The sequence below is a fragment of the Bdellovibrio sp. genome (genome assembly GCF_047637665.1).
GTDB lineage: Bacteria > Bdellovibrionota > Bdellovibrionia > Bdellovibrionales > Bdellovibrionaceae > Bdellovibrio.
Genome location: NZ_JBLJBT010000044.1, coordinates 38,094 through 56,226, shown reverse-complemented (window position 1 = coordinate 56,226; position 18,133 = coordinate 38,094). Strand labels below are relative to the sequence as shown.

Below are 18,133 nucleotides of genomic sequence, written 5' to 3'. Positions count from 1 at the left end.
TAAAAAATGCAACGAAGAGTTGCAGAGCTCAGAGACTTGTTGCGGCGACGAGGGGCCTCCGCTATGAAGGAGCCATGCCAGGACTCATTCGTTTTCGTTGGATTGCTATTGCGTGCCTTATTTTTGGGACTCTGCCGCTTTTAAAGTGGGGGTATCTTCAGAATAAGGATCTTCCTTATTTTATTGCGGTGCTGGCGCTTCTTGCGGTCTTCAATGTTCTGTCGCAGGGTTTGTGGCGGGAAGACGCGGTGAAACCCAAGCACGTTTTGGTGCATTTGTGGGTGGATCTTTTGGCGGCGGTGGGTTTGTTGTTTGTCAGCGGTTCCGCCAACAACCCTTTCGTGAGCATCTTATGTATTCATTCGTTTTTAGGCGGTATGCTGTTGCGCCAGCGCGCCTCCTATACGTTTGGCTTCACCGTTCTCGTCTTGTTGGGGCTTTTGCAGCTTGAAACGTATCTTGATGCTCGAGTCACAGTTGCGGTCGATACTTCGGAAATGTTTCTGAGCTTTCTTTCGCAATGGGTTTTGATCACGGCCTCGTGGTTTGTCAGTCACTATTTTTCCCGGGTCCTTCAGGAAAATGAACAGCGAATTCGGCTTTTGCAGGATCGCCAACATCAAGCCGACCGACTGAAAGCCCTAGGGGCGTTGACGGCGGGTTTTTCTCATCAGTTGGCGACGCCCATGAACTCTTTAAAATTACGCATGGAAAGAGGTCTCAGAAAGTTGTCAGTCCACGAACCGTCGGTGCGAGAAGAATTTGAGAAAGCTCAAAGTTCTTTAGATGAGTGTGTTCGGGTTTTTCAACATATGGCTTCCGTCTTTTCGCGCTCGTCGCAATCAGAACTGCAAAGAGTGGAGGTTGAAAAACTCACCATGGATCTTTTGAAGGTCTGGGAAAAAGAAAACGAGCCTGTGCACATCGAAAGATATTTCATGGACGAAGCCCTGCCTTGTCGTTTGCAGGTATTGGCTTTTTCGCAAACATTCTTTGATCTTTTGGATAATGCCTTTGAGGCTTCCCCGCGAGGAGCGGCAATTTATGTGCGACTCTTTAAGCAAGATTCCTGGATTGTGCTTGAAGTGACAGATCGAGGCGAAGGACTTTCGCAAGAAATCCTTTCTCGACTGGGAGAGCCTTTTGTCACCAGCAAAGAGGATGGAAATGGTCTGGGACTTTATTCGGCGTCAATGATGGCCCAGGCGGCGGGCGGCGAATTTAAAATATTCAATAATTCATCAGGCCTGGGCGCGACCGCTCAAGTGCGACTGCCTTTGGAGGAGTTATGACCGATATCAAAGGAATCAAGATATTACTTGTTGAAGACGACAAAGGCCTTCGTGAAGTTCTGACTGAAGAACTGCAAGAGCGCGGTCTTACGGTGACGGCTTTCGCGCAAACACCCCCCTTGTCGCAGTTGCAGGAATGGGATTGGGCTTTGTTGGATCTTCGCGTAGGTTCCGAAAATAGTTTGGACTTTTTGCGTGAACTCAAGGCAAAGCGACCTCATGTAAAGGTCGTCATGATGAGTGGTTTTGGAAGTGTGGCTTCGGCAGTAAAGGCCATGCAGTTAGGAGCCCACAACTTTATCAGCAAGCCGGTAACGGTTGAGATGATTTTGAAAGCCTTCTTAGAACAGACGACAGACGATGAAGTCCCGGATCAAGAGATCTCTTTAGCGCGTATGGAGCGTGAGTACATTGACTATATCCTCCAGACCTCGGACGGAAATATCACTCAGGCGGCAAAAAAATTAGGACTGCATCGTCAAAGTCTTCAGCGTAAACTTCGTAAGAACATTCCCAACAAATAGAAAAGGCGCTTATGCAGCGCCTTCCGTTGTTTCCTTTTTTCGATTTTCAATGAACATCAAGAGCAGCAAGAGTCCGACCCCGCCGACGATGGCCATATCGGCGATATTGAAAGCGGGCCAGCTCCAGCGGTTGTAGAGATGGAAATCCAAGAAATCGATCACGTAGCGAAAACGCAAACGATCAATATAGTTCCCAATAGCGCCCCCAAAGATACTTGAAAGAGCAATGATTTGTTTTGTGTCATCATCCTTCACGCTGCGAAGAATTCCCAAAATGATCACCAAAGCAATGGGTGGCATAGACAGGAAAAACAACTCGCGGAAAGACGGATGGCTTTCTGCCAAGAACCCGAAAGCCGCCCCGAAATTTCTTACATAAGTAAAGTTAAAGAAATTAGGGATGACAGAAACGGATTCTCCCAAGTGAAAGTGAGTATGAACGTACACTTTCGTTAGTTGGTCCAAGGCCACTAAAAGGCCGGAAATAAGCAAAAGCCAGATGTATTTTTTCTTCATGATAATGCCTCAACACATTTCGGACAGATTCCAGGATGTTTCGGATCTTGGCTGATCTCGGTCGAGTAAACCCAGCAACGAACGCATTTTTCGCCCGAAGCTTTGACGGCTTCGACTTTGTAAGGTCCATTTTTCAGTTCCACATCAGAAACAATGAGGAATTCTCTCAGATCCGCATAATTCTGCAACTTTTTAAATAGTTCGCCCTCAGAATGGACAATCACCTTGGCTTCCAGGCTGGAGCCGATGACTTTTTCAGTGCGCAGTCCTTCCAAAACCTTTTGAACATCGCCACGAACTTTGAGGTACTCCTCAAAATTGGCTGCAATTTCTGGATTTGTCCATTGTGCTGGAACCTCGGGGTAATCCAGCAAAAAGACCGATTCTGCTTTAGGGTCCGCTTTTAAATAACCATAAGACTCCTCCGCCAAGAAGCTGAGGATCGGCGCCATCATGCGGATCAAGTAGTCGGCCATGTAGTAAAGGACGGTTTGAGAGCCGCGACGAGGAACACCGTCGTGTTTCCAGGTGTAAAGACGGTCTTTCAAGACGTCCATGTAGGTCGCAGAAAGATCCACGGTGAAGAAGATATTTAGCGCATGATAGATCTTGTAGAACTCATAGTTGTCGTAAGCTTCAGTGACTTCTTTGTGCAAAGAAGCCAAACGAGAAAGCGCCCACTTATCAACCCAAGTCAGCTTCTCATAAGGGACAATATCTTTAGCGGGATCAAAGTCGCTGGTCGCGCCCAAAAGATATCTCATGGAGTTGCGAATACGGCGATAGGTTTCTGTCACGCGATCCAGCTCGGCTTTGCCGCAAGACATGTCTTTGCCGTAGTCTCCATAAGAAGTCCAAAGGCGAATGATCTCGGCGCCACTCTTAGATGAAACCTCTTGAGGCTCCACAGAGTTGCCTAAAGACTTACTCATCTTGCGCCCTTGAGAATCCAAAGTGAATCCATGTGTGAGAAGCGCTTTAAAAGGAGCTTCTCCGTTTGTGCACATGGAGGAAAGCAAAGACGTATTAAACCAACCACGATGCTGGTCACTGCCCTCAAGATATAGATCTGCAGGGAAGCCCATGCCTTCGCGCTTCTTTTGAACAGCTGCATGGCAGACGCCGGAGTCAAACCACACATCCAAGATGTCACGACCATGGCGGAAGCCTTGAGTACCAAATTGAGGGTTGCCCGATTTCTTTCGAGCGTTCTCAATCGCCTCAGCGGAAATGAACTTCGTCGGATCGTTTGCAGTAAAGGCGCTAATGCCTCCTTCCGCCTCAATCACATCCGCCACTTTCATCATCACATCAAAGTCCGCCAAAGTTTCATTGGTGGCGTTACAAGTGAATACGGGAATCGGTACTCCCCAAAGGCGTTGACGACTCAAACACCAGTCGGGACGGTTTTCCATCATAGAGCGGAAGCGCGCCTCCCCCCATTGCGGAACAAATTTAATTCCATCAATCGCCTTCATAGTCTTTGCGCGGATATTGGATCCTTCAAGATCCAATCCGATAAACCACTGCGGAGTCGTTCTAAAGATAAGCGGAGCTTTCGAGCGCCAGCAATGCGGATAGCTGTGTTCGATCTCTTTGTGCGCTAAAAGGTGGCCGCTCTCTTTCAGTTTTTCAACGATCAGAGGATTGGCTTTAAAGATGTTGATACCTTTGTATTCAGGAACCTCATCAGTATAAAGCCCCGCATCGTCCACCGGATTGAGGATAGGCAGCTTGTAGGTGAGGCCGACTTTAAAGTCATCCGCACCATGGCCCGGAGCCGTGTGAACAGCACCCGTACCTGCATCAAGGCTGACATGCAAACCAAGAACGATGATTGAGTCGCGATCAATCCAAGGATGACGGGCTTTTCCCAACTCAAGATCTTCACCTTTGAACGTGAAGCCTTCGGTCAAAACAAGGCCCGTGTCTTTTTCAACAGATTCTTTGAGTCCTTTGGCGATCACATAGTTTTCAGTACCACCGTCATAGACAGAGTACTCAAGTTCCGGATGCAAAGCGATTCCCGTGTTGGCAGGTAAAGTCCAAGGGGTCGTTGTCCAGATCACCATGTTGGTCGGCTTGCTTGGATTTCCTAACTTCTTCAAAGTTGCGGCATCGGTGATAGGGAACTTGACGTAAATGGAAGGAGACTTGTGGTTGTGATACTCCACTTCCGCATCGGCCAACGCCGTTTTCAAAACCCAGTTCCAATAAACAGGTTTAACACCGCGATAGATAAGACCCTTTTGGAAAGAGCGCGCAAACTCACGCACCTCTTCGGCCTCGTAAGCGGGTTGCATTGTGAGATAAGGATTTTCCCAGTCCGCCAAGATACCCAGACGACGGAAGTCTTCACGTTGAACTCCGACCCACTTCTGAGCTTCTTCACGGCAAAGAGCCAAGATCTCTTGATCTGTCTTTGTGATTTTTTTTGCCTGAAGATCTTTCAGAACTTTATGTTCAATCGGCAGACCATGGCAGTCCCAACCAGGAATGAACACAGTTTGTAAACCGCGCATGTTTTTGTATTTGATGATCACGTCTTTCAAAGTTTTATTCAGCGCGTGTCCTAAATGAATACCACCATTAGCGTAAGGAGGGCCGTCAGGCAGAACGAATCTTTTTTTGCCCGCATTTTTTGCCACCATTTTTTGGTAGATCTTTTTTTCTTCCCAGTTCTGAATGATTTTAGGTTCCTTCAGGGGAAGGTCCCCTTTCATGGGAAATTCAGTTTGTGGCAAACGGATCGTAGACTTGTAGTCAGGGGTTGCAGTCATGCTCGTCCTCTAGTCGGCGGATGAATAAGTCCTCCATCTTTGCATCTGGATCTTCTTCATCAGCTCTAAATAATTTTACAACTTACTGCCTTTTTGAGGCAGCGGTCTAAAGTGGGCAGTATATCTTATTTTTTGAGTTATTTTAAATGATTTCCGAGAGATAGGGCTATGAGCCAGCCTATCCCAGCAGATTTTTTGAGCGGCTATAGCCAATTTTTATGAGCATACGCAAAGCCTCAAGATCCGAGCTCAAATTAAACTCTTCTTTGACTTCGTGAATCATGCCTTTGCTACAAGAATCCAAGAGTTCCATGACGTCTGTATTGCGAGTCATGGCTGTCACTGTTTTCTCGGTGTAGGAAACCTGAGTCTGAGTCGGGCTGGCAGTCTGGACTGGAGGAGGAGCCTGGTGGTGAGAGGGGGCCGCTTGGATCGTGACCATCGGCGGAACCGTCGCCTGGGGGCGATCAAGTTCACCCATGATTCCGGCAAGGCTCTTCAGCTCATTTTTGAAATTCTGAATGCTCGGACGCTCAAGGGCGCTGTCCCCATCGCGAGTGGCCTTCAAATAAAGACTGACCAAGATATCTGGAGTCGTCGCCATTTCCTTAATCGAAGAGTTTTGATTCATAAGCCATTGGTAGGCTTTGAGCAAAGTCTCTTTCGTGTAAGCCTGTGGCGGCAATGGGTTCATGGTCATTAATCAAAGTCTCCGGCGGTGAGGGACTGAAACTTACAGACTCCATTACGACGAGTCAATGTAGACTCATAACAAAATCCAAACAATCGCTGCTCAAATAGTGGGCATCTCTAGATAGCGGGGCGTGGGGAGGATTACAAAACTAGAGGCAACGCGAAAAACGAAAAAAAGAGAAAGAGTTTTTCTTGATTTTTTAGTCACGTTTGATTTTTTCAGACCTGGGAGTTTACAAAAAAAAGCCCATCATCTTGTTGCAAGTGATGGGCTCCAAATTATTTTTAAACAGAGAACATCTAGTTGATGTAGTCTTTCGCGTTGATCCCGTATTTCTCAATCTTGCGAAGAAGAGTCTTTTTAGGAATGTTCGCGTGCAGAGCGGTTTGATTAATGCGTCCACGGAAAGTTTTAAGGGCTTTGATGATAAACTCTTTCTCAAAAGCTTCCTTTTGGGCATTGAAATCCAAATTCTCAGATCCAGAGTAAGGAACAATTTCTTCTGCGTCCAGGTCCTCGGCGTCGGCACTTAAATCGCTGTCATCTTCATCTGCCAAACCCGCGTGAGCTTGAGCTGCAGAGCTGACACCAACTGCCGCGACACTGTGGGCTGTTTCGATGAGAGGGGGCACATCAATCAAGTTCGTGCCTGTGGCGATCAAAAGTGACTCTGGCAAAGATGCGATGGTGATGATGTTCGACATTTCCAGTACGAAAGCATGCTCAATCACGTTCTCAAGTTCGCGGATATTTCCAGGCCAAGCATGTTTTTTAAGGACCGCCATCGCATCAGGAGCAATTCCATTGATGCGTTTGCCGTGGGCCTGATTGAATTTTTTAATAAAGATGTTCACCATGTGTTCCATGTCGTCTTTACGTTCCGCCAAAGCAGGCAAGAAGATAGGTACGACATTCAAGCGATAGAAAAGATCTTCGCGGAATGAACCCGCTTTAATCATGTCTTCCAAAGGGCGGTTGGTGGCCGCGATGATGCGCACGTTGGTTGGGAATTCTCGATTGGAACCGACGGGTGTGAACACTTTCTCTTGCAAGACACGCAGGATTTTAACCTGCATCAACTGAGGCATGTCGCCCACTTCATCCAAGAACAAAGTTCCGCCTTCAGCAAACTGGAACTTCCCGATTTTGCGTTGGTCTGCTCCCGTGAAAGAGCCCTTCTCGTGACCGAAAAGCTCGGACTCAAAAAGATTCTCGGGGATGGCAGAACAGTTGATCGCCACAAACTTTTCATCTTTACGAGCGGAATTGTAGTGAATGGCTTTTGCCACAAGTTCTTTTCCAGTTCCAGAGGCTCCGCGAATAAGAACAGGTGTTTCGACCTTGGCAAGACGATGAATGATATTAAACACCTTCTGCATCTGCGAGGTGTGACCAATGATCTTACGACCCGCTTCGACCATAACAGGGGCCGAGGCCGCAATATTTGAAATCAAATTGTGCGCGTTGACGGCTTTATCGATGAGTTGCAAGAGGTCGTCGCTGCTAACGGGCTTTTGCAGGTAATTGTATGCTCCGTCCTTTACGGCCTGAATAGCGTCATTCAAGGTTGCATGCGCGGTCATGATGACAGCGATGATTCCGGGATCGAACTCTTTGATTTGGCGAAGAGCTTCCAGTCCGTTCATGCGAGGCATATCAACGTCCAAAATGACAAGATCGTATTTCTTGTCGCTGCCTTTGATTTTTTCCATGGCGTTAACACCATCGAAAGCCTCATCGACTTCGAAACGTTGGGTGACGGCGAGTGCCGATTTCACCGAGAGTCTTAAGCCCTGATCGTCATCTACAACCAAAACCTTAAGCATGTGTACCCCCTTGCTCGATTGGTAGTTCTACCGTAAATGTGGAACCATTACCATGGGAAGATTCTACAAAAATGCGTCCCCGGTGAAGTTCTGTAAAATATTTGGCCAGATAAAGTCCCAGCCCCGATCCCTTGATGGGAGAGCTTTTAACGTTCTTAGAACGGAAAAACTTCATAAAGATGTTCTGGAGCTCATCCGAGGGGATCCCAGGCCCTTGATCGGCCACTTGGACGATCACTTTGCTTGGTGTCTCTTCGCTGGTCACCAGAATTTTAGTATCTTCAGGGCTGTATTTAATCGCATTCTCGACGAGGTTTGAGAAGACTTGCTTCATGAGGTCCGCGTCCACAGGAACGGGAAACATAGGTTCCAGCTCAGAGACGATTTGAATGCGCTTCACCTTTGCAAGGAATTCATGCTTACGGATCACCTCTTGAAGGAGGTTGTTGATATCCTTGCTTTGCAGATGAAGCTGAACGCCCTGACTTTCAATTTTTCCATAGTTTAAGATGGCATTAATGAACTTCAAAAGGTCATCAGACGAATGTTTGATGGTATCGACGGCCTCGCGCTGTTGGGGGCTCAACGTGACTGGGTCCGCCAGAATCATGTCGGTCATGCCTTGAATGCGCGCAATCGGTGTCTTGAGGTCATGAGACATCATCGAGATAAAGTTGGTCTTGAGTTCTTCGACTTGGCTCAGCAGCTTGTTCTTTTGGTAGTATTCCCAACTGCGACGATTTTCGACAATCAAGCGGTAAGGAATAAAAAAGTAATAGCACAAGAAGATCGTCAAAAGAGGGGCCGCCATCGGGAGCCACCAACCCATCAGCCAAAAACTTAAAGCGCAAAGGCCGACGAAGCCAGCAATGGTGCCGCCCAGAACCACGAGGCCCTGAGTCGGCTTCAGGGTCAGCACCACGTGAGTTGTTAGAAGGGAGGCGAGTAGAATAAACAACCAACTGATGAATTTGGGCGTTTTAACCGGGCTTGAATTGCGAATCAAAGTATCAATGGTGTTGGCTTGCAGTTCAATACGGGTCATCGAAGTGACATCGCGGCTGTAAGGACTCAGAATGTATTCCGCTTCACTTAAGCCAAGATCCGTTCCGATAAGAACAATTTTATCTTTAAATCGCGCAGCTGGCACCTTCCCCGATAGCACATCCTCAAAAGAGGCAGAGGGATAACTTTTTGCCGGGTGAAAATCAATATAGGCTTGATCAGTTCCATAGAAGTCAAACTGGCCACGAATCTTATGGATGTCTTTGACTTCGGGATTAATGAGGCTTGCCAGATAGACCGGAAGAAGAGGGCGATCTTGATAAGTGAGAATCATACGACGAGTGACGCCGTCTTTGGCAAAGTTCACCAGATCGGATGTCTTTGGAGCGGGAGACAAAGAAACTTGTTCAAGAGGATCTTGCAGGAAAAGCTGTTTCTCTTCTCCCTTCAGGGGAGTTGTTCTGCCCGCGACAAAAACATTACGGTGAGCGACCAGGCTGGCTTCCCAGTTGTTTTTTTCTTGAGTGCTGCCGGGGACTTCCGAAAGATCAAACTCATAGGTGATGGCTTTAGTTCCTTCGGCGACGAGCTTTTTCAGAAGAGCCTCTTGCTCTTTGGCGGAAGGAACGCCTTTGAAAAGTTGCACCGTTTGGGGGGTGATATAGATCAACTCAATGGCTTCGGACGTGGGGTTGATCAGTTTAGTTCGAACGCGCAAGTCATAGAGGTAAGACTCGATATAATCCAGATTTGTCTGCGCGATGAGAAAAGAAATCCCCAATGCGAAAGTGATTCGCAAAATAAGAGCTTTGTAAGCCCCTCTTGGGGAGGAGGCTGTGTTCTCTTCAAGGGAGGGAGGAAGAGCCATAAATCCTATTTCAAAATGAAGTGTTTCTGTTTAGCGAACAGGAATGCAGCCTTCGCCGGTTCCGCCTGTGCCAGGTCCTGCGATTTGTGAATTCGGAAGAGCGGGCTTGAGAGGTTTGATTTTTTTAATGTGTTTTTGTTGTTTCATATGTTCCTCTTTAGCAGGCGACCCTGCTTAATTTATAATATAACAATGCGGTTCCGATCAAGCTGCGAGTGCGAAAGCAGAATTGACCATCTTTACGATGTTTGCTTCCCGTACTTTGCTTGTGAATAAACATACAACCACCGCCACACAGGAATCGCGCCCAGCAGCTTTGGCAGTTGTTTTTTTCGACCAGGGGAGCTTGGTATTGAGCGAGTTGATCGTAATTCAACTCGGCCCCTTGTCCCACTTGCTCCTCTTTGTGGCCCACTTCCCAGGGGCAGGTGTAAAGATTGTTCTTTGCATCCACCATTAAAAAGGACTTCCCAGCGCCGCAGTAATTTTCGGTTTGCTGTTGGTTATCCAAAGCGAAGAAATACTGATCAAAAATGCCGATCTTACGAAGCTCTTTTTCGCCCCCAGCCGCAAAGGCTGTTTTAGCGATCAGATTCATTTGCTCAACAAAGAGTCGATTGCTGTCATCATCATTTTCTGCCACCGAGTATGTGAACTCGTAACGATCAGCCTTCAGGGTCTGATAGAAGTTGTATGCAGAAATAAGATCCAAGTTATCGCTATTAAAAACGCCATGAAGGGTTAAGAGCCCGAGGGACGCTTTGGCATCAGAAAGTTGGCGTAAGCCTTCAACTACCAAAGAGGTGCTGCCAGAGCCGTCTTTGCTAGGACGAGCTTTATCATTGATTTCAGGGGGGCCATCTAAGCTGACGGTCACGTTGGCGCGAAGATCCTTTAAAATAGCCAAGGTCTTGTCGTTAATAAGAGTGCCATTGGTCACAATCGAAAAGCCCGCGTGAATATTTCTTCCCGCGGCCATCAAGCGCACATAGTTGCCAATTTCTTGAATGCCCTCAGGGTACAAAAGAGGTTCGCCCCCCAGGAAGGTGATCTTGAAGCGACCGCCTTCGGGAACTCGCTCAAGAAAGAACTTCAACTGAGGAAGAGTTTTTTCAACATTGATCTTCGTTTGTGGAGCTCCATAGGAGCCATCTCCACCGGCTGCGCAGTACGTGCACTTGAGGTTGCAAATCTGAGTCACATTAATGGTGAGGCTGCGAATGCCAGGCTCTAGGTGGCCGGACTTGACGTCGGGATTGATTTCTTGTTCCCAGGCTTTAAGTTCAAGTTGGGCTTCGGTGGAGGCGAGGGTGTCCTCTTTCATGCCAGCCCAAGCTTGTTCGGAAATTTCGGCGATTTCAAGATTGCGAGCATGGAAAGCCAGGGGGGCTCCTTGGTCCCATTTGAAAGCTACAATGTCTTTGTATCGTCGTTGTTCCATACGCTCCGGGGAGCTGCAATTAGCGTTCCATAATGAGACATCTTGTAGATTTAAAAAAGACGAGTAATATTAATAAGATAAATCAAGTGAGAATGGTGCTTTTTTGCCCATCAAAGGCCCTGGAGTGGGGACAAAAGGAAACTATTTCATGAATGTCTATGCCTCTGCCAGGGATTTTAGATCGAAGGGGCTTTGCGTTTTGCATTTTATAATATGCTATATAATATAATAAAACATTTTATTGATATATTTTAATATATCATTAAAGCATTTATTGATATATTATAAGATATATGAAAAAGAGCAAGGCCCTCGTCAAAACCCAAAGAAAAAGTCTGGATGAAAAGCTAAAAGCATTTCGTTTTGCGCGAACCGTGGTGCGGCCCAAGTCGGGATGGATCAAGGCCATTCGGGAAGCTCTCGGGATGACGTCGCAACAGTTGGCAGAGCGTATGGGCATTCAGCAATCAGGAGTGATCCTTTTAGAGCAAAGGGAAGTCGACAAAAAGGTGACTTTGGAAACTCTGGAGCGCGCGGCCCAGGCCTTGGGGTGTGATCTGGTCTATGCTCTTGTTCCGAAAGACTCACTGGAAAAAAGTATCGACGATCAGGCGCAAAGAGTGGCCAAAGATTTGTTCAGCAAAACCTTGCACACCATGGATCTGGAAAAACAACAAGTCGGCAAGTCAGAAACCAATCTGCATTTGCAAGAGTTGGCAACCGAACTTAAAAATAAATTAGACAGTCGACTGTGGAGAGGGAAGTCATGAGTTTTCAGATTGAATACCCGCCGGGCGCAACACCTCTTAATCTTAATGAAATGGCCGGTCTTATTCCGACTTATATTTCCACTCAGGGTGAACTCAATGCTGTTGAGCAGGACAATATCAGTCGGGGGGAAAGTTGGGCCTTCTTGCGCAAAAGAAAGAATGTCCTGACTGAAAAATTTTTGCGTGAACTGCATAAAAAAATGTTCGGTCTGGTTTGGAAATGGGCTGGGACTTATCGCAATTCGAATAAGTCGATTGGAGTGGAGTGGTTTCAGATCCCCGCTGAAATTCACAAGCTTTTGGCTGACGTGCAATACTGGATTACTCATGAAACTTATCCAATGGATGAGATCGCGGCTCGCTTTCATCATCGCCTAGTTTGGATTCATCCATTTCCTAACGGGAATGGACGCTGGGCTCGCACTATGGCCGATGTTTTGTTGTACTCACTGGGACATGAACGTTTTAGTTGGGGAGCGGGCCTTAAAGAGGGAACTCTCAGTGAACACGGCGAAGCCCGACGTCGATACATTCGCTCTTTGGGATTGGCGGATGCGCGAAACTATGACGAACTATTGGCTTTCGTAAGATCTTAAGAAGCCGAGCTAAAACATCAAGGGCCCCGTTCGGAGCCCTTGGTGTTTTTGAAGATGCCTTTTACTGCAGGGGGGAAGGCGTCGCTGTGGAGCGGAACTCACCCTCAGCATCCGTGTAAAGACGAAGATCAAAGGATCTGTTGTTGATGACGTTTTGGATGTACATCAACGAGCGATAAAGCTTCTCTTCCGCGAAGAATCCGAAGCTGTGTTTGACCGTTGGCATTCCTTTCGCAGAAAGAACCATTTCATAACGTAGAAGGTCGGCGCGAGAATCTTCGGGAAGATACGACATCAAGAAGCCGATGCCGCGTTCTCTCCAGATTGGAATTTCTTGAAGATCTTGGAAGGCCTCGAAGCGCTCTTGCGTGGTCTTTTTGGGATTGATGATGATGGACAGTCGGTTGGCCACGCGACGGACATCGCCTGTGAAGGCTGCAACCCACGAGAAAATGTAGTCTTTAGGGCTGTTGCCGCCGATGAATGGGCGAGAACGAGGGCGGCCCTTTTCGTGAACGTATTTTGCAAATCCGGCGGCGATGTTGGCTTCTGATAAGTATGGCAAGGCTCTCAAAGCATCGGGATTAAAGAAGACTTCTTGTTTAAAGTAGCCGTTCACCACTTTCCCATTTGAGAAGTTCCACTCTTTCCAGTCAATTTTATTGTAGTCCGTGTCGCCAATTGTTTCCCGAACCAAACGTTGCGCTTCTTGGAAGTCTTTGGCGCTGACGTCTCTCATTCTCATCTCATGGCTGGTCGTTAAGGTGACGAAGCGAGATGGATTCCACTGTGTATCCGCAGTGAAAAGAAGATTGGAGGTCAGCAATGTTTCTTCACCAAAAAGACCAAAAAGGATTTTGGTTTTTTTGAATTTTGAAAAGGTATCGAGAAGGAAATACTGTTCTCGGTCGTATTTGTCATAGCTCAAGACTTTGTTTTCACCAAAAGCCCGACCGGCTTCAAACTTCCAAAGATTCAAACCGAACTTGATTCGAGAGTCGCGAGTGACACCCTCTGACGAGCCCTTGAAAATACGATCAATGCGGCGCTGTTGGGCCTGCTGTAAGGCGTCCTCTCTGGCGATATCCTCAACATCCGTCAGATCTGTTAAGAGTTCTTTTGTAAGATCTTTTTGTGACAGGGTGGGGTTGATGATTTTAATGTCCTTCAATTGGACTTTATTAATCATCAAGTTGTCATAAGCTTGAGCGGCTTGAGGGTTGTCCAGATTGAAGACGTAATCCAGCATGACCACATCGTATTTATGAATGCCCGCTGCGACGTCAAGAGGGGTGAAGCTGAGCCATCTTTCGATTCTGTCATCAATAAGACTAATGCCGAAAATCTCAAGATCTTGAGAAAGGTCAATCCCCGCGCCGGCGCCCATGCCTTTTCCGCGAATCGCAATAAGCTTTACGCGGACTTTATTATCAGCCATGCGGAAGACGTGAACCATGAAGTCCCCAGAGATCAGAGCATGAGTGGAAGCCCCCGCATGGAAGGACCCTTTAAGGGCGTCGTGCCCCAGAGAGATGACAAAGGAGAGTCTTCCTTGAAAGGCTACGAAGTCGCCGGGCTCAAGGCGCTCGATAGCTCGTTGAGCAGTGAAGGGAAGATTTCGAGGTGTGTAGGGGAGGGCCAACAAAGAGGAGCTTTGGCTTTTAAACTGACGAGCGAAGATGATCTCAGAGTTCTTATCCATGCGCATACCCACAGGAGTATCGAGATCTTCGATGAAGTCACCGGGGCTCAGACCGAAGTTCAAAACATACTTGTCGATGCGAGTATAAAATCCATCCATGTAAGAGGGTTCGGACTGGATACGATAGCGTAAGGAGGTCGAAATACCATCAAGGACTTCTGCGCTGACTAAGTTGACGCTTGCGCCGATCTGTTGTTTTGCGACCTGTTTTTGAATTCGCTCCCACACGTTGGCGGGCTGCAGAGCTTCCCAACCGGCTTGAGCGGGTGAGGTCGCAATAAAAGACAGGCCTGACACTAAAGACAGTGCCAGAAGTTTTGTTCTGAGCATCATAGGCTCTCCCTCTATACAAGAAACGCGTGGTGAATTGCTCGGCAGTGTTGGACCATGAACCCTTCAGATCTCAATACCTTCTAGAGCAAAAGCGCGAGTAAACCCCAGGTGCTTACCAAAAAAAACCTCGAAGGCAAAAGTAAATTCCAAAAAAAGGAATAATTATAAGCAAATGGTGCTCGGCTTCAGGGGGGAGTGTGGCTAATAAGACTCTACCAAGGTCTATCTGTTTTAGATCATAGGCCGCGACAAAGTCGGGGTCATATAATATGTGTTTGATTCGCCTTTCCAAACGCGTCATTCTGTCAGATATATGTCGCTTACTATTAAATTTTGGGGAGTAAGAGGCTCTTTACCCTCAGCTCCGCCGCCGATTGATTGGACTTACCACATTGAAGGAATCTTACGGAATTTCTTCTCAATGGGGTATCGCGACCCTTCGCAGGTTTCAAAGTACATTCAGAACATGGAAGTCCCTCTTTTGGGGGGATATGGGGCGGCCACCACGTGCGTGGAAATTCAAAGTCAGAAGTCTCAGTTAATTATTGATGGCGGCAGCGGAATTCGTAATTTAAGCGAACGAATCATGACGGGAACGACGGGAAGATCCAAAGGCCCCTTTCACATTTTTATGACTCACTTTCATTGGGATCACGTGATCGGTCTTCCCTTTTTTACACCCCACTTCATCCCGGGCTGTGAAGTTCATTACTATGCCGTTCAGCCTGAATTGGAAAAGCTGATTCGCGGTATCTTTTCGCGCCCTTACTTTCCTGTTCCTTTCGAAGCGTTGAAGGCTAAAGTCATCTTTCATGTCTTAGAGCCGCGAAAGGCTTATAAGCTCGATGACTTTACCATCACCCCCTATAAATTAGATCATCCAGACCCCTGCTGGGGATTCAAGGTCGAAACGGGTGGCAAGGCGTATGCTCATTGCGTGGACACAGAGGGAACTCGCATCACTCGTGAAGAGCTGGGGGAGGATCTTCCTCTTTATCAAAACGTGGATCTGATGTATTTCGACGCCCAGTACACCTTGCCAGAATTGGCGGAAAAAGCGAACTGGGGGCATAGTGCCGCGCAAGTGGGGCTGGATATTGCTCTTCGTGAAGGCATTCGAAAGATTCTTTTTGCCCATCATGATCCAGGGGCTCGCGTCGAGCAAGTGCTGGAGTTGAAGCGACAAACTCGCGAGTATTATGAGTCCCGCGAACGTTTTGCCTCACAGAACAATGACAATTTACCGGCGGTATCTTGGGACTTCGCCCATGAAGGCTTAGAAATCAAACTTTAAAAATCATATCAAAATCCACTGGGAACTTTGGCTGAATCAAAGATCAGTTCTACTTGAGAAGGATCATTCTCTTTATACGCGTTCAGTGATTCTAAAGTCTTTTGGTCCAAAAGCACTTTTTGAGTATTCGCGGGCCACGGAAAGTCATCGGCGGGGAAGCGGGTGCCGATGGTTTTCATGAATTGTGTCCAGATTGGAACAGCTCCATTGGAGCCCGTCAGTTTGTGTGGAAGGTTGTTATCGTATCCAACCCAAACGACGGTGGTCAGGTAAGGGGTGAAGCCGGCAAACCACGCATCACGGTTGTCGCTGGTCGTTCCCGTTTTTCCCGCAGCAGGATTAAAAAATCCATTAAGAGTAACAGAGCGAGCGGTCCCTGAAAGGACGGTTTGTTTCATCATGCCAACGAGGCTCGCGACAGCTGCGGGATCGATAGAGGGTTGGGGGTGAGGTTCGTGAATGAAAACTTCTTGTCCATCAGCATTGAGTGCCTTGCGCACAAAAGAAATGGATTGTTTTTCCCCCATGTTCGCCATGGTCATGTAACTTTGCAGAACTTCCCGCGGATACATTTCAAAAGCTCCGAGGGTCATCGCCGGGAAAGATTTGAGTTCTGAGGTGACACCCATCGCATGGGTGGTATCGATGATATTTCCCAGGCCCACATTCAAACCTAACGAGGCCGTCGCTGCATTCAAAGAGTTTTTGAGGGCGTAAAACATCGGAACCGTGCCAAAATATTTTTTTCCATAGTTATCGGGGGACCAAGCTTGTCCCTCGTACTTGTAAGTGAATTTTTCGTCGTTTAGTAAGGTGATCGGCGTGAAGGGTTGTCCCTCATCCGTGTCATTGAGAAGAGCTGTCAAGTAGACGAAAGGTTTCATGATCGAACCAATTTGGCGATGACCGTCAATGGCGCGATTAAATTGTGTCATGCGAAAGTTTCGGCCTCCGACAACGACACTCACCAGTCCGGTTTTATTGTTGCCGACGAGAATACTGCCTTCAAGGCTGTTGCCTTTTTCTTTGAGGCCTTGAATATACTTATTATTTTTCTCTAACTGATCCAGGTGGGAGCGCAAGGATTCCTGGGCCACTTCTTGGGCCTCAAGATCCAAGGCGGTATAAATGCGAAGTCCTTCCGTTGACAACCCCAGAGATTGCAGTTGTTTGCGAACGGCATCGAGATAGTAAGGAGCTGTTTCGGAAGCCAGAGAGCGAGGGGCTCCAGGAAGTGGAACTCGATCGGCTTGATCGGCCTCTTCGGCTGAAATGAAATCAAGCGTTTTCATTTTTTCTAGAACCAGATGGCGTCGGCGTTCCGCATTGACTGGCTTTTTGAAGGGATTATAAAGGCCCGGGCTGTTTACGATAGCGGCAAGTAAGGAACATTCACTCAAGTTAAGATCTGAAATCTCTCTTCCGAAATAATAGCGGGCGGCAGAGCCATAACCGCGAACCTGAAAGGTGCCGTTTTGCCCCATGTAGATGATATTGATATAGGTTTCCATGATCTGATCTTTTGTAAATCGAGATTCCAAAAGAATAGACATGATGAATTCTTTGAATTTTCTAGTGAGGGCCTTTTCACTCGTCAGGAAGTAGTTTTTCACTAACTGTTGAGTGATCGTACTGCCTCCTTGAGCTTTGCGGCCCGTCGCTATGTTTTTTAACGCGGCTCTGAGGATGCCCTTGATACTCACGCCCCCATGCTCCAAAAACTGAGCATCTTCGATGGCCATAATGGCGTTCAGGCACATGGGAGGCACTTCGCCGAGGGAAACCGTCTTTTGCATCAAGGGTTCGTTGCCAAGATATTGTGCAAGAAGGGGCGCTTCGCTGTGGGCTTCAGGGACTTCGGTAAAGGGCGCCCCTTTTAAGATTTTCGAGACCACATGGTCTTTTTGAAGGACCAAAACCTGGATAGAGTTATCCACATCACGGGTGGGGGTTTCTTGTGTCACCCATCCGATGCAGGTTTCTTGGTCTTCCGTGAGTCCTACTTGCAAACGAGAGGAGCACTCTTCTCTGGAGGCGATGAAATAGTCACCGGGAAGAAGGCGTTGATCATAGGTGCGGCGACGATAGTTCTGACGGAGCAGTTGTTTTTCTACGTCAGCTACTTGGATCACGCTGCGAGTGTAGTAAGTCGGAGGAGCAGCATAGTACTCTGTGGGCACGAGGAACTTTTTTGATTCCAGCTTTGCCGTAAGTTCTTTTTCCAGAGCAAAAAATGAATAAGCAGCAATCCCAAGTCCACAGATGATTACAAGCGTCACAAGGATTGTAAAAGCAACTAAAATGGTCTTTAATCGTGGTCGCAACATACATAAAGAGTAGTACGAAACTCTCTCTGAAGCAAATGAGCCGGTGGTTATTTTCTCGAACTCGTTTGGATGAAAGGATTGGTTGTGGCTAAGAAGAAAGCTTCTGCTAAGAAAGCCAATGTGAAGAAGGTCGCAAAAAAGACCGTGTCAAAAAAATCTCCAAAA

At 47.4% G+C, this 18,133-nt stretch carries 13 protein-coding genes; 5 read left to right on the top strand and 8 right to left on the bottom strand.

Annotated features, from left to right (window positions below; translation table 11 throughout):
* Nucleotides 1–74 precede the first annotated feature (74 nt).
* A complete protein-coding gene (locus ACM64D_RS15250; protein WP_415064091.1) occupies nucleotides 75–1,292 on the top strand; it encodes a sensor histidine kinase in 1,218 nt (405 codons plus the stop codon).
* Nucleotides 1,289–1,816: a response regulator transcription factor gene (locus ACM64D_RS15245; protein WP_415064090.1), complete on the top strand. Its 528-nt coding sequence runs from the start codon at nucleotides 1,289–1,291 to the stop codon at nucleotides 1,814–1,816. The genes ACM64D_RS15250 and ACM64D_RS15245 overlap by 4 nt, the downstream gene beginning before the upstream one ends.
* A gap of 9 nt (nucleotides 1,817–1,825) precedes the next feature.
* Here the strand turns inward: ACM64D_RS15245 and lspA are convergent, their stop codons facing one another.
* The 6 genes from lspA to ACM64D_RS15215 form a co-directional block, all read right to left on the bottom strand.
* Nucleotides 1,826–2,332 (bottom strand): signal peptidase II, encoded by a 507-nt coding sequence (gene lspA / locus ACM64D_RS15240; RefSeq protein WP_415064089.1) that lies wholly within the window; start codon nucleotides 2,330–2,332, stop codon nucleotides 1,826–1,828.
* Nucleotides 2,329–5,112 (bottom strand): isoleucine--tRNA ligase, encoded by a 2,784-nt coding sequence (gene ileS, locus ACM64D_RS15235; RefSeq protein ID WP_415064088.1) that lies wholly within the window; start codon nucleotides 5,110–5,112, stop codon nucleotides 2,329–2,331. Before ileS ends, lspA begins: the two co-directional genes overlap by 4 nt.
* A gap of 178 nt (nucleotides 5,113–5,290) precedes the next feature.
* A complete protein-coding gene (locus ACM64D_RS15230) occupies nucleotides 5,291–5,812 on the bottom strand; it encodes a hypothetical protein (RefSeq protein WP_415064087.1) in 522 nt (173 codons plus the stop codon).
* Nucleotides 5,813–6,105: 293 nt separating this feature from the next.
* Nucleotides 6,106–7,632: a sigma-54-dependent transcriptional regulator gene (locus ACM64D_RS15225; RefSeq protein ID WP_415064086.1), complete on the bottom strand. Its 1,527-nt coding sequence runs from the start codon at nucleotides 7,630–7,632 to the stop codon at nucleotides 6,106–6,108.
* On the bottom strand, nucleotides 7,625–9,505 hold the full coding sequence (locus ACM64D_RS15220; RefSeq protein WP_415064085.1) for an ATP-binding protein: 1,881 nt from the start codon (nucleotides 9,503–9,505) through the stop codon (nucleotides 7,625–7,627). Before ACM64D_RS15220 ends, ACM64D_RS15225 begins: the two co-directional genes overlap by 8 nt.
* Before the next feature lie 157 nt (nucleotides 9,506–9,662).
* Nucleotides 9,663–10,946, bottom strand: a complete 1,284-nt coding sequence (locus tag ACM64D_RS15215) for a radical SAM protein (RefSeq protein ID WP_415064084.1) — start codon at nucleotides 10,944–10,946, stop codon at nucleotides 9,663–9,665.
* A 293-nt stretch (nucleotides 10,947–11,239) separates the two neighbouring features.
* Here ACM64D_RS15215 and ACM64D_RS15210 point away from each other — a divergent pair, with 293 nt between their 5' ends.
* Together ACM64D_RS15210 and ACM64D_RS15205 are read left to right on the top strand one after the other, a co-directional pair.
* Nucleotides 11,240–11,716, top strand: coding sequence for a mobile mystery protein A (locus tag ACM64D_RS15210; protein ID WP_415064083.1), 477 nt, complete (start codon nucleotides 11,240–11,242; stop codon nucleotides 11,714–11,716).
* On the top strand, nucleotides 11,713–12,312 hold the full coding sequence (locus tag ACM64D_RS15205; protein WP_415064082.1) for a mobile mystery protein B: 600 nt from the start codon (nucleotides 11,713–11,715) through the stop codon (nucleotides 12,310–12,312). Before ACM64D_RS15210 ends, ACM64D_RS15205 begins: the two co-directional genes overlap by 4 nt.
* A gap of 61 nt (nucleotides 12,313–12,373) precedes the next feature.
* On the opposite strand, the gene ACM64D_RS15200 is transcribed toward ACM64D_RS15205, so the two are convergent.
* A complete protein-coding gene (locus ACM64D_RS15200; RefSeq protein ID WP_415064081.1) occupies nucleotides 12,374–14,347 on the bottom strand; it encodes a hypothetical protein in 1,974 nt (657 codons plus the stop codon).
* Nucleotides 14,348–14,660: 313 nt separating this feature from the next.
* Here ACM64D_RS15200 and ACM64D_RS15195 point away from each other — a divergent pair, with 313 nt between their 5' ends.
* Nucleotides 14,661–15,641, top strand: a complete 981-nt coding sequence (locus tag ACM64D_RS15195) for an MBL fold metallo-hydrolase (RefSeq protein ID WP_415064080.1) — start codon at nucleotides 14,661–14,663, stop codon at nucleotides 15,639–15,641.
* A gap of 8 nt (nucleotides 15,642–15,649) precedes the next feature.
* On the opposite strand, the gene ACM64D_RS15190 is transcribed toward ACM64D_RS15195, so the two are convergent.
* Nucleotides 15,650–17,920: a transglycosylase domain-containing protein gene (locus ACM64D_RS15190; protein ID WP_415064079.1), complete on the bottom strand. Its 2,271-nt coding sequence runs from the start codon at nucleotides 17,918–17,920 to the stop codon at nucleotides 15,650–15,652.
* Nucleotides 17,921–18,133: the final 213 nt, after the last annotated feature.

Bases quoted from the DNA above. Each gene is read 5' to 3' on its own strand.
- ACM64D_RS15195 (WP_415064080.1), top strand. From the start codon at position 14,661: ATGTCGCTTACTATTAAATTTTGGGGAGTAAGAGGCTCTTTACCCTCA.
- ACM64D_RS15215 (WP_415064084.1), bottom strand. From the start codon at position 10,946: ATGGAACAACGACGATACAAAGACATTGTAGCTTTCAAATGGGACCAA.
- ACM64D_RS15245 (WP_415064090.1), top strand. From the start codon at position 1,289: ATGACCGATATCAAAGGAATCAAGATATTACTTGTTGAAGACGACAAA.
- ACM64D_RS15200 (WP_415064081.1), bottom strand. From the start codon at position 14,347: ATGATGCTCAGAACAAAACTTCTGGCACTGTCTTTAGTGTCAGGCCTG.
- ileS (WP_415064088.1), bottom strand. From the start codon at position 5,112: ATGACTGCAACCCCTGACTACAAGTCTACGATCCGTTTGCCACAAACT.
- ACM64D_RS15225 (WP_415064086.1), bottom strand. From the start codon at position 7,632: ATGCTTAAGGTTTTGGTTGTAGATGACGATCAGGGCTTAAGACTCTCG.
- ACM64D_RS15205 (WP_415064082.1), top strand. From the start codon at position 11,713: ATGAGTTTTCAGATTGAATACCCGCCGGGCGCAACACCTCTTAATCTT.
- ACM64D_RS15250 (WP_415064091.1), top strand. From the start codon at position 75: ATGCCAGGACTCATTCGTTTTCGTTGGATTGCTATTGCGTGCCTTATT.
- ACM64D_RS15220 (WP_415064085.1), bottom strand. From the start codon at position 9,505: ATGGCTCTTCCTCCCTCCCTTGAAGAGAACACAGCCTCCTCCCCAAGA.
- ACM64D_RS15230 (WP_415064087.1), bottom strand. From the start codon at position 5,812: ATGACCATGAACCCATTGCCGCCACAGGCTTACACGAAAGAGACTTTG.
- lspA (WP_415064089.1), bottom strand. From the start codon at position 2,332: ATGAAGAAAAAATACATCTGGCTTTTGCTTATTTCCGGCCTTTTAGTG.
- ACM64D_RS15210 (WP_415064083.1), top strand. From the start codon at position 11,240: ATGAAAAAGAGCAAGGCCCTCGTCAAAACCCAAAGAAAAAGTCTGGAT.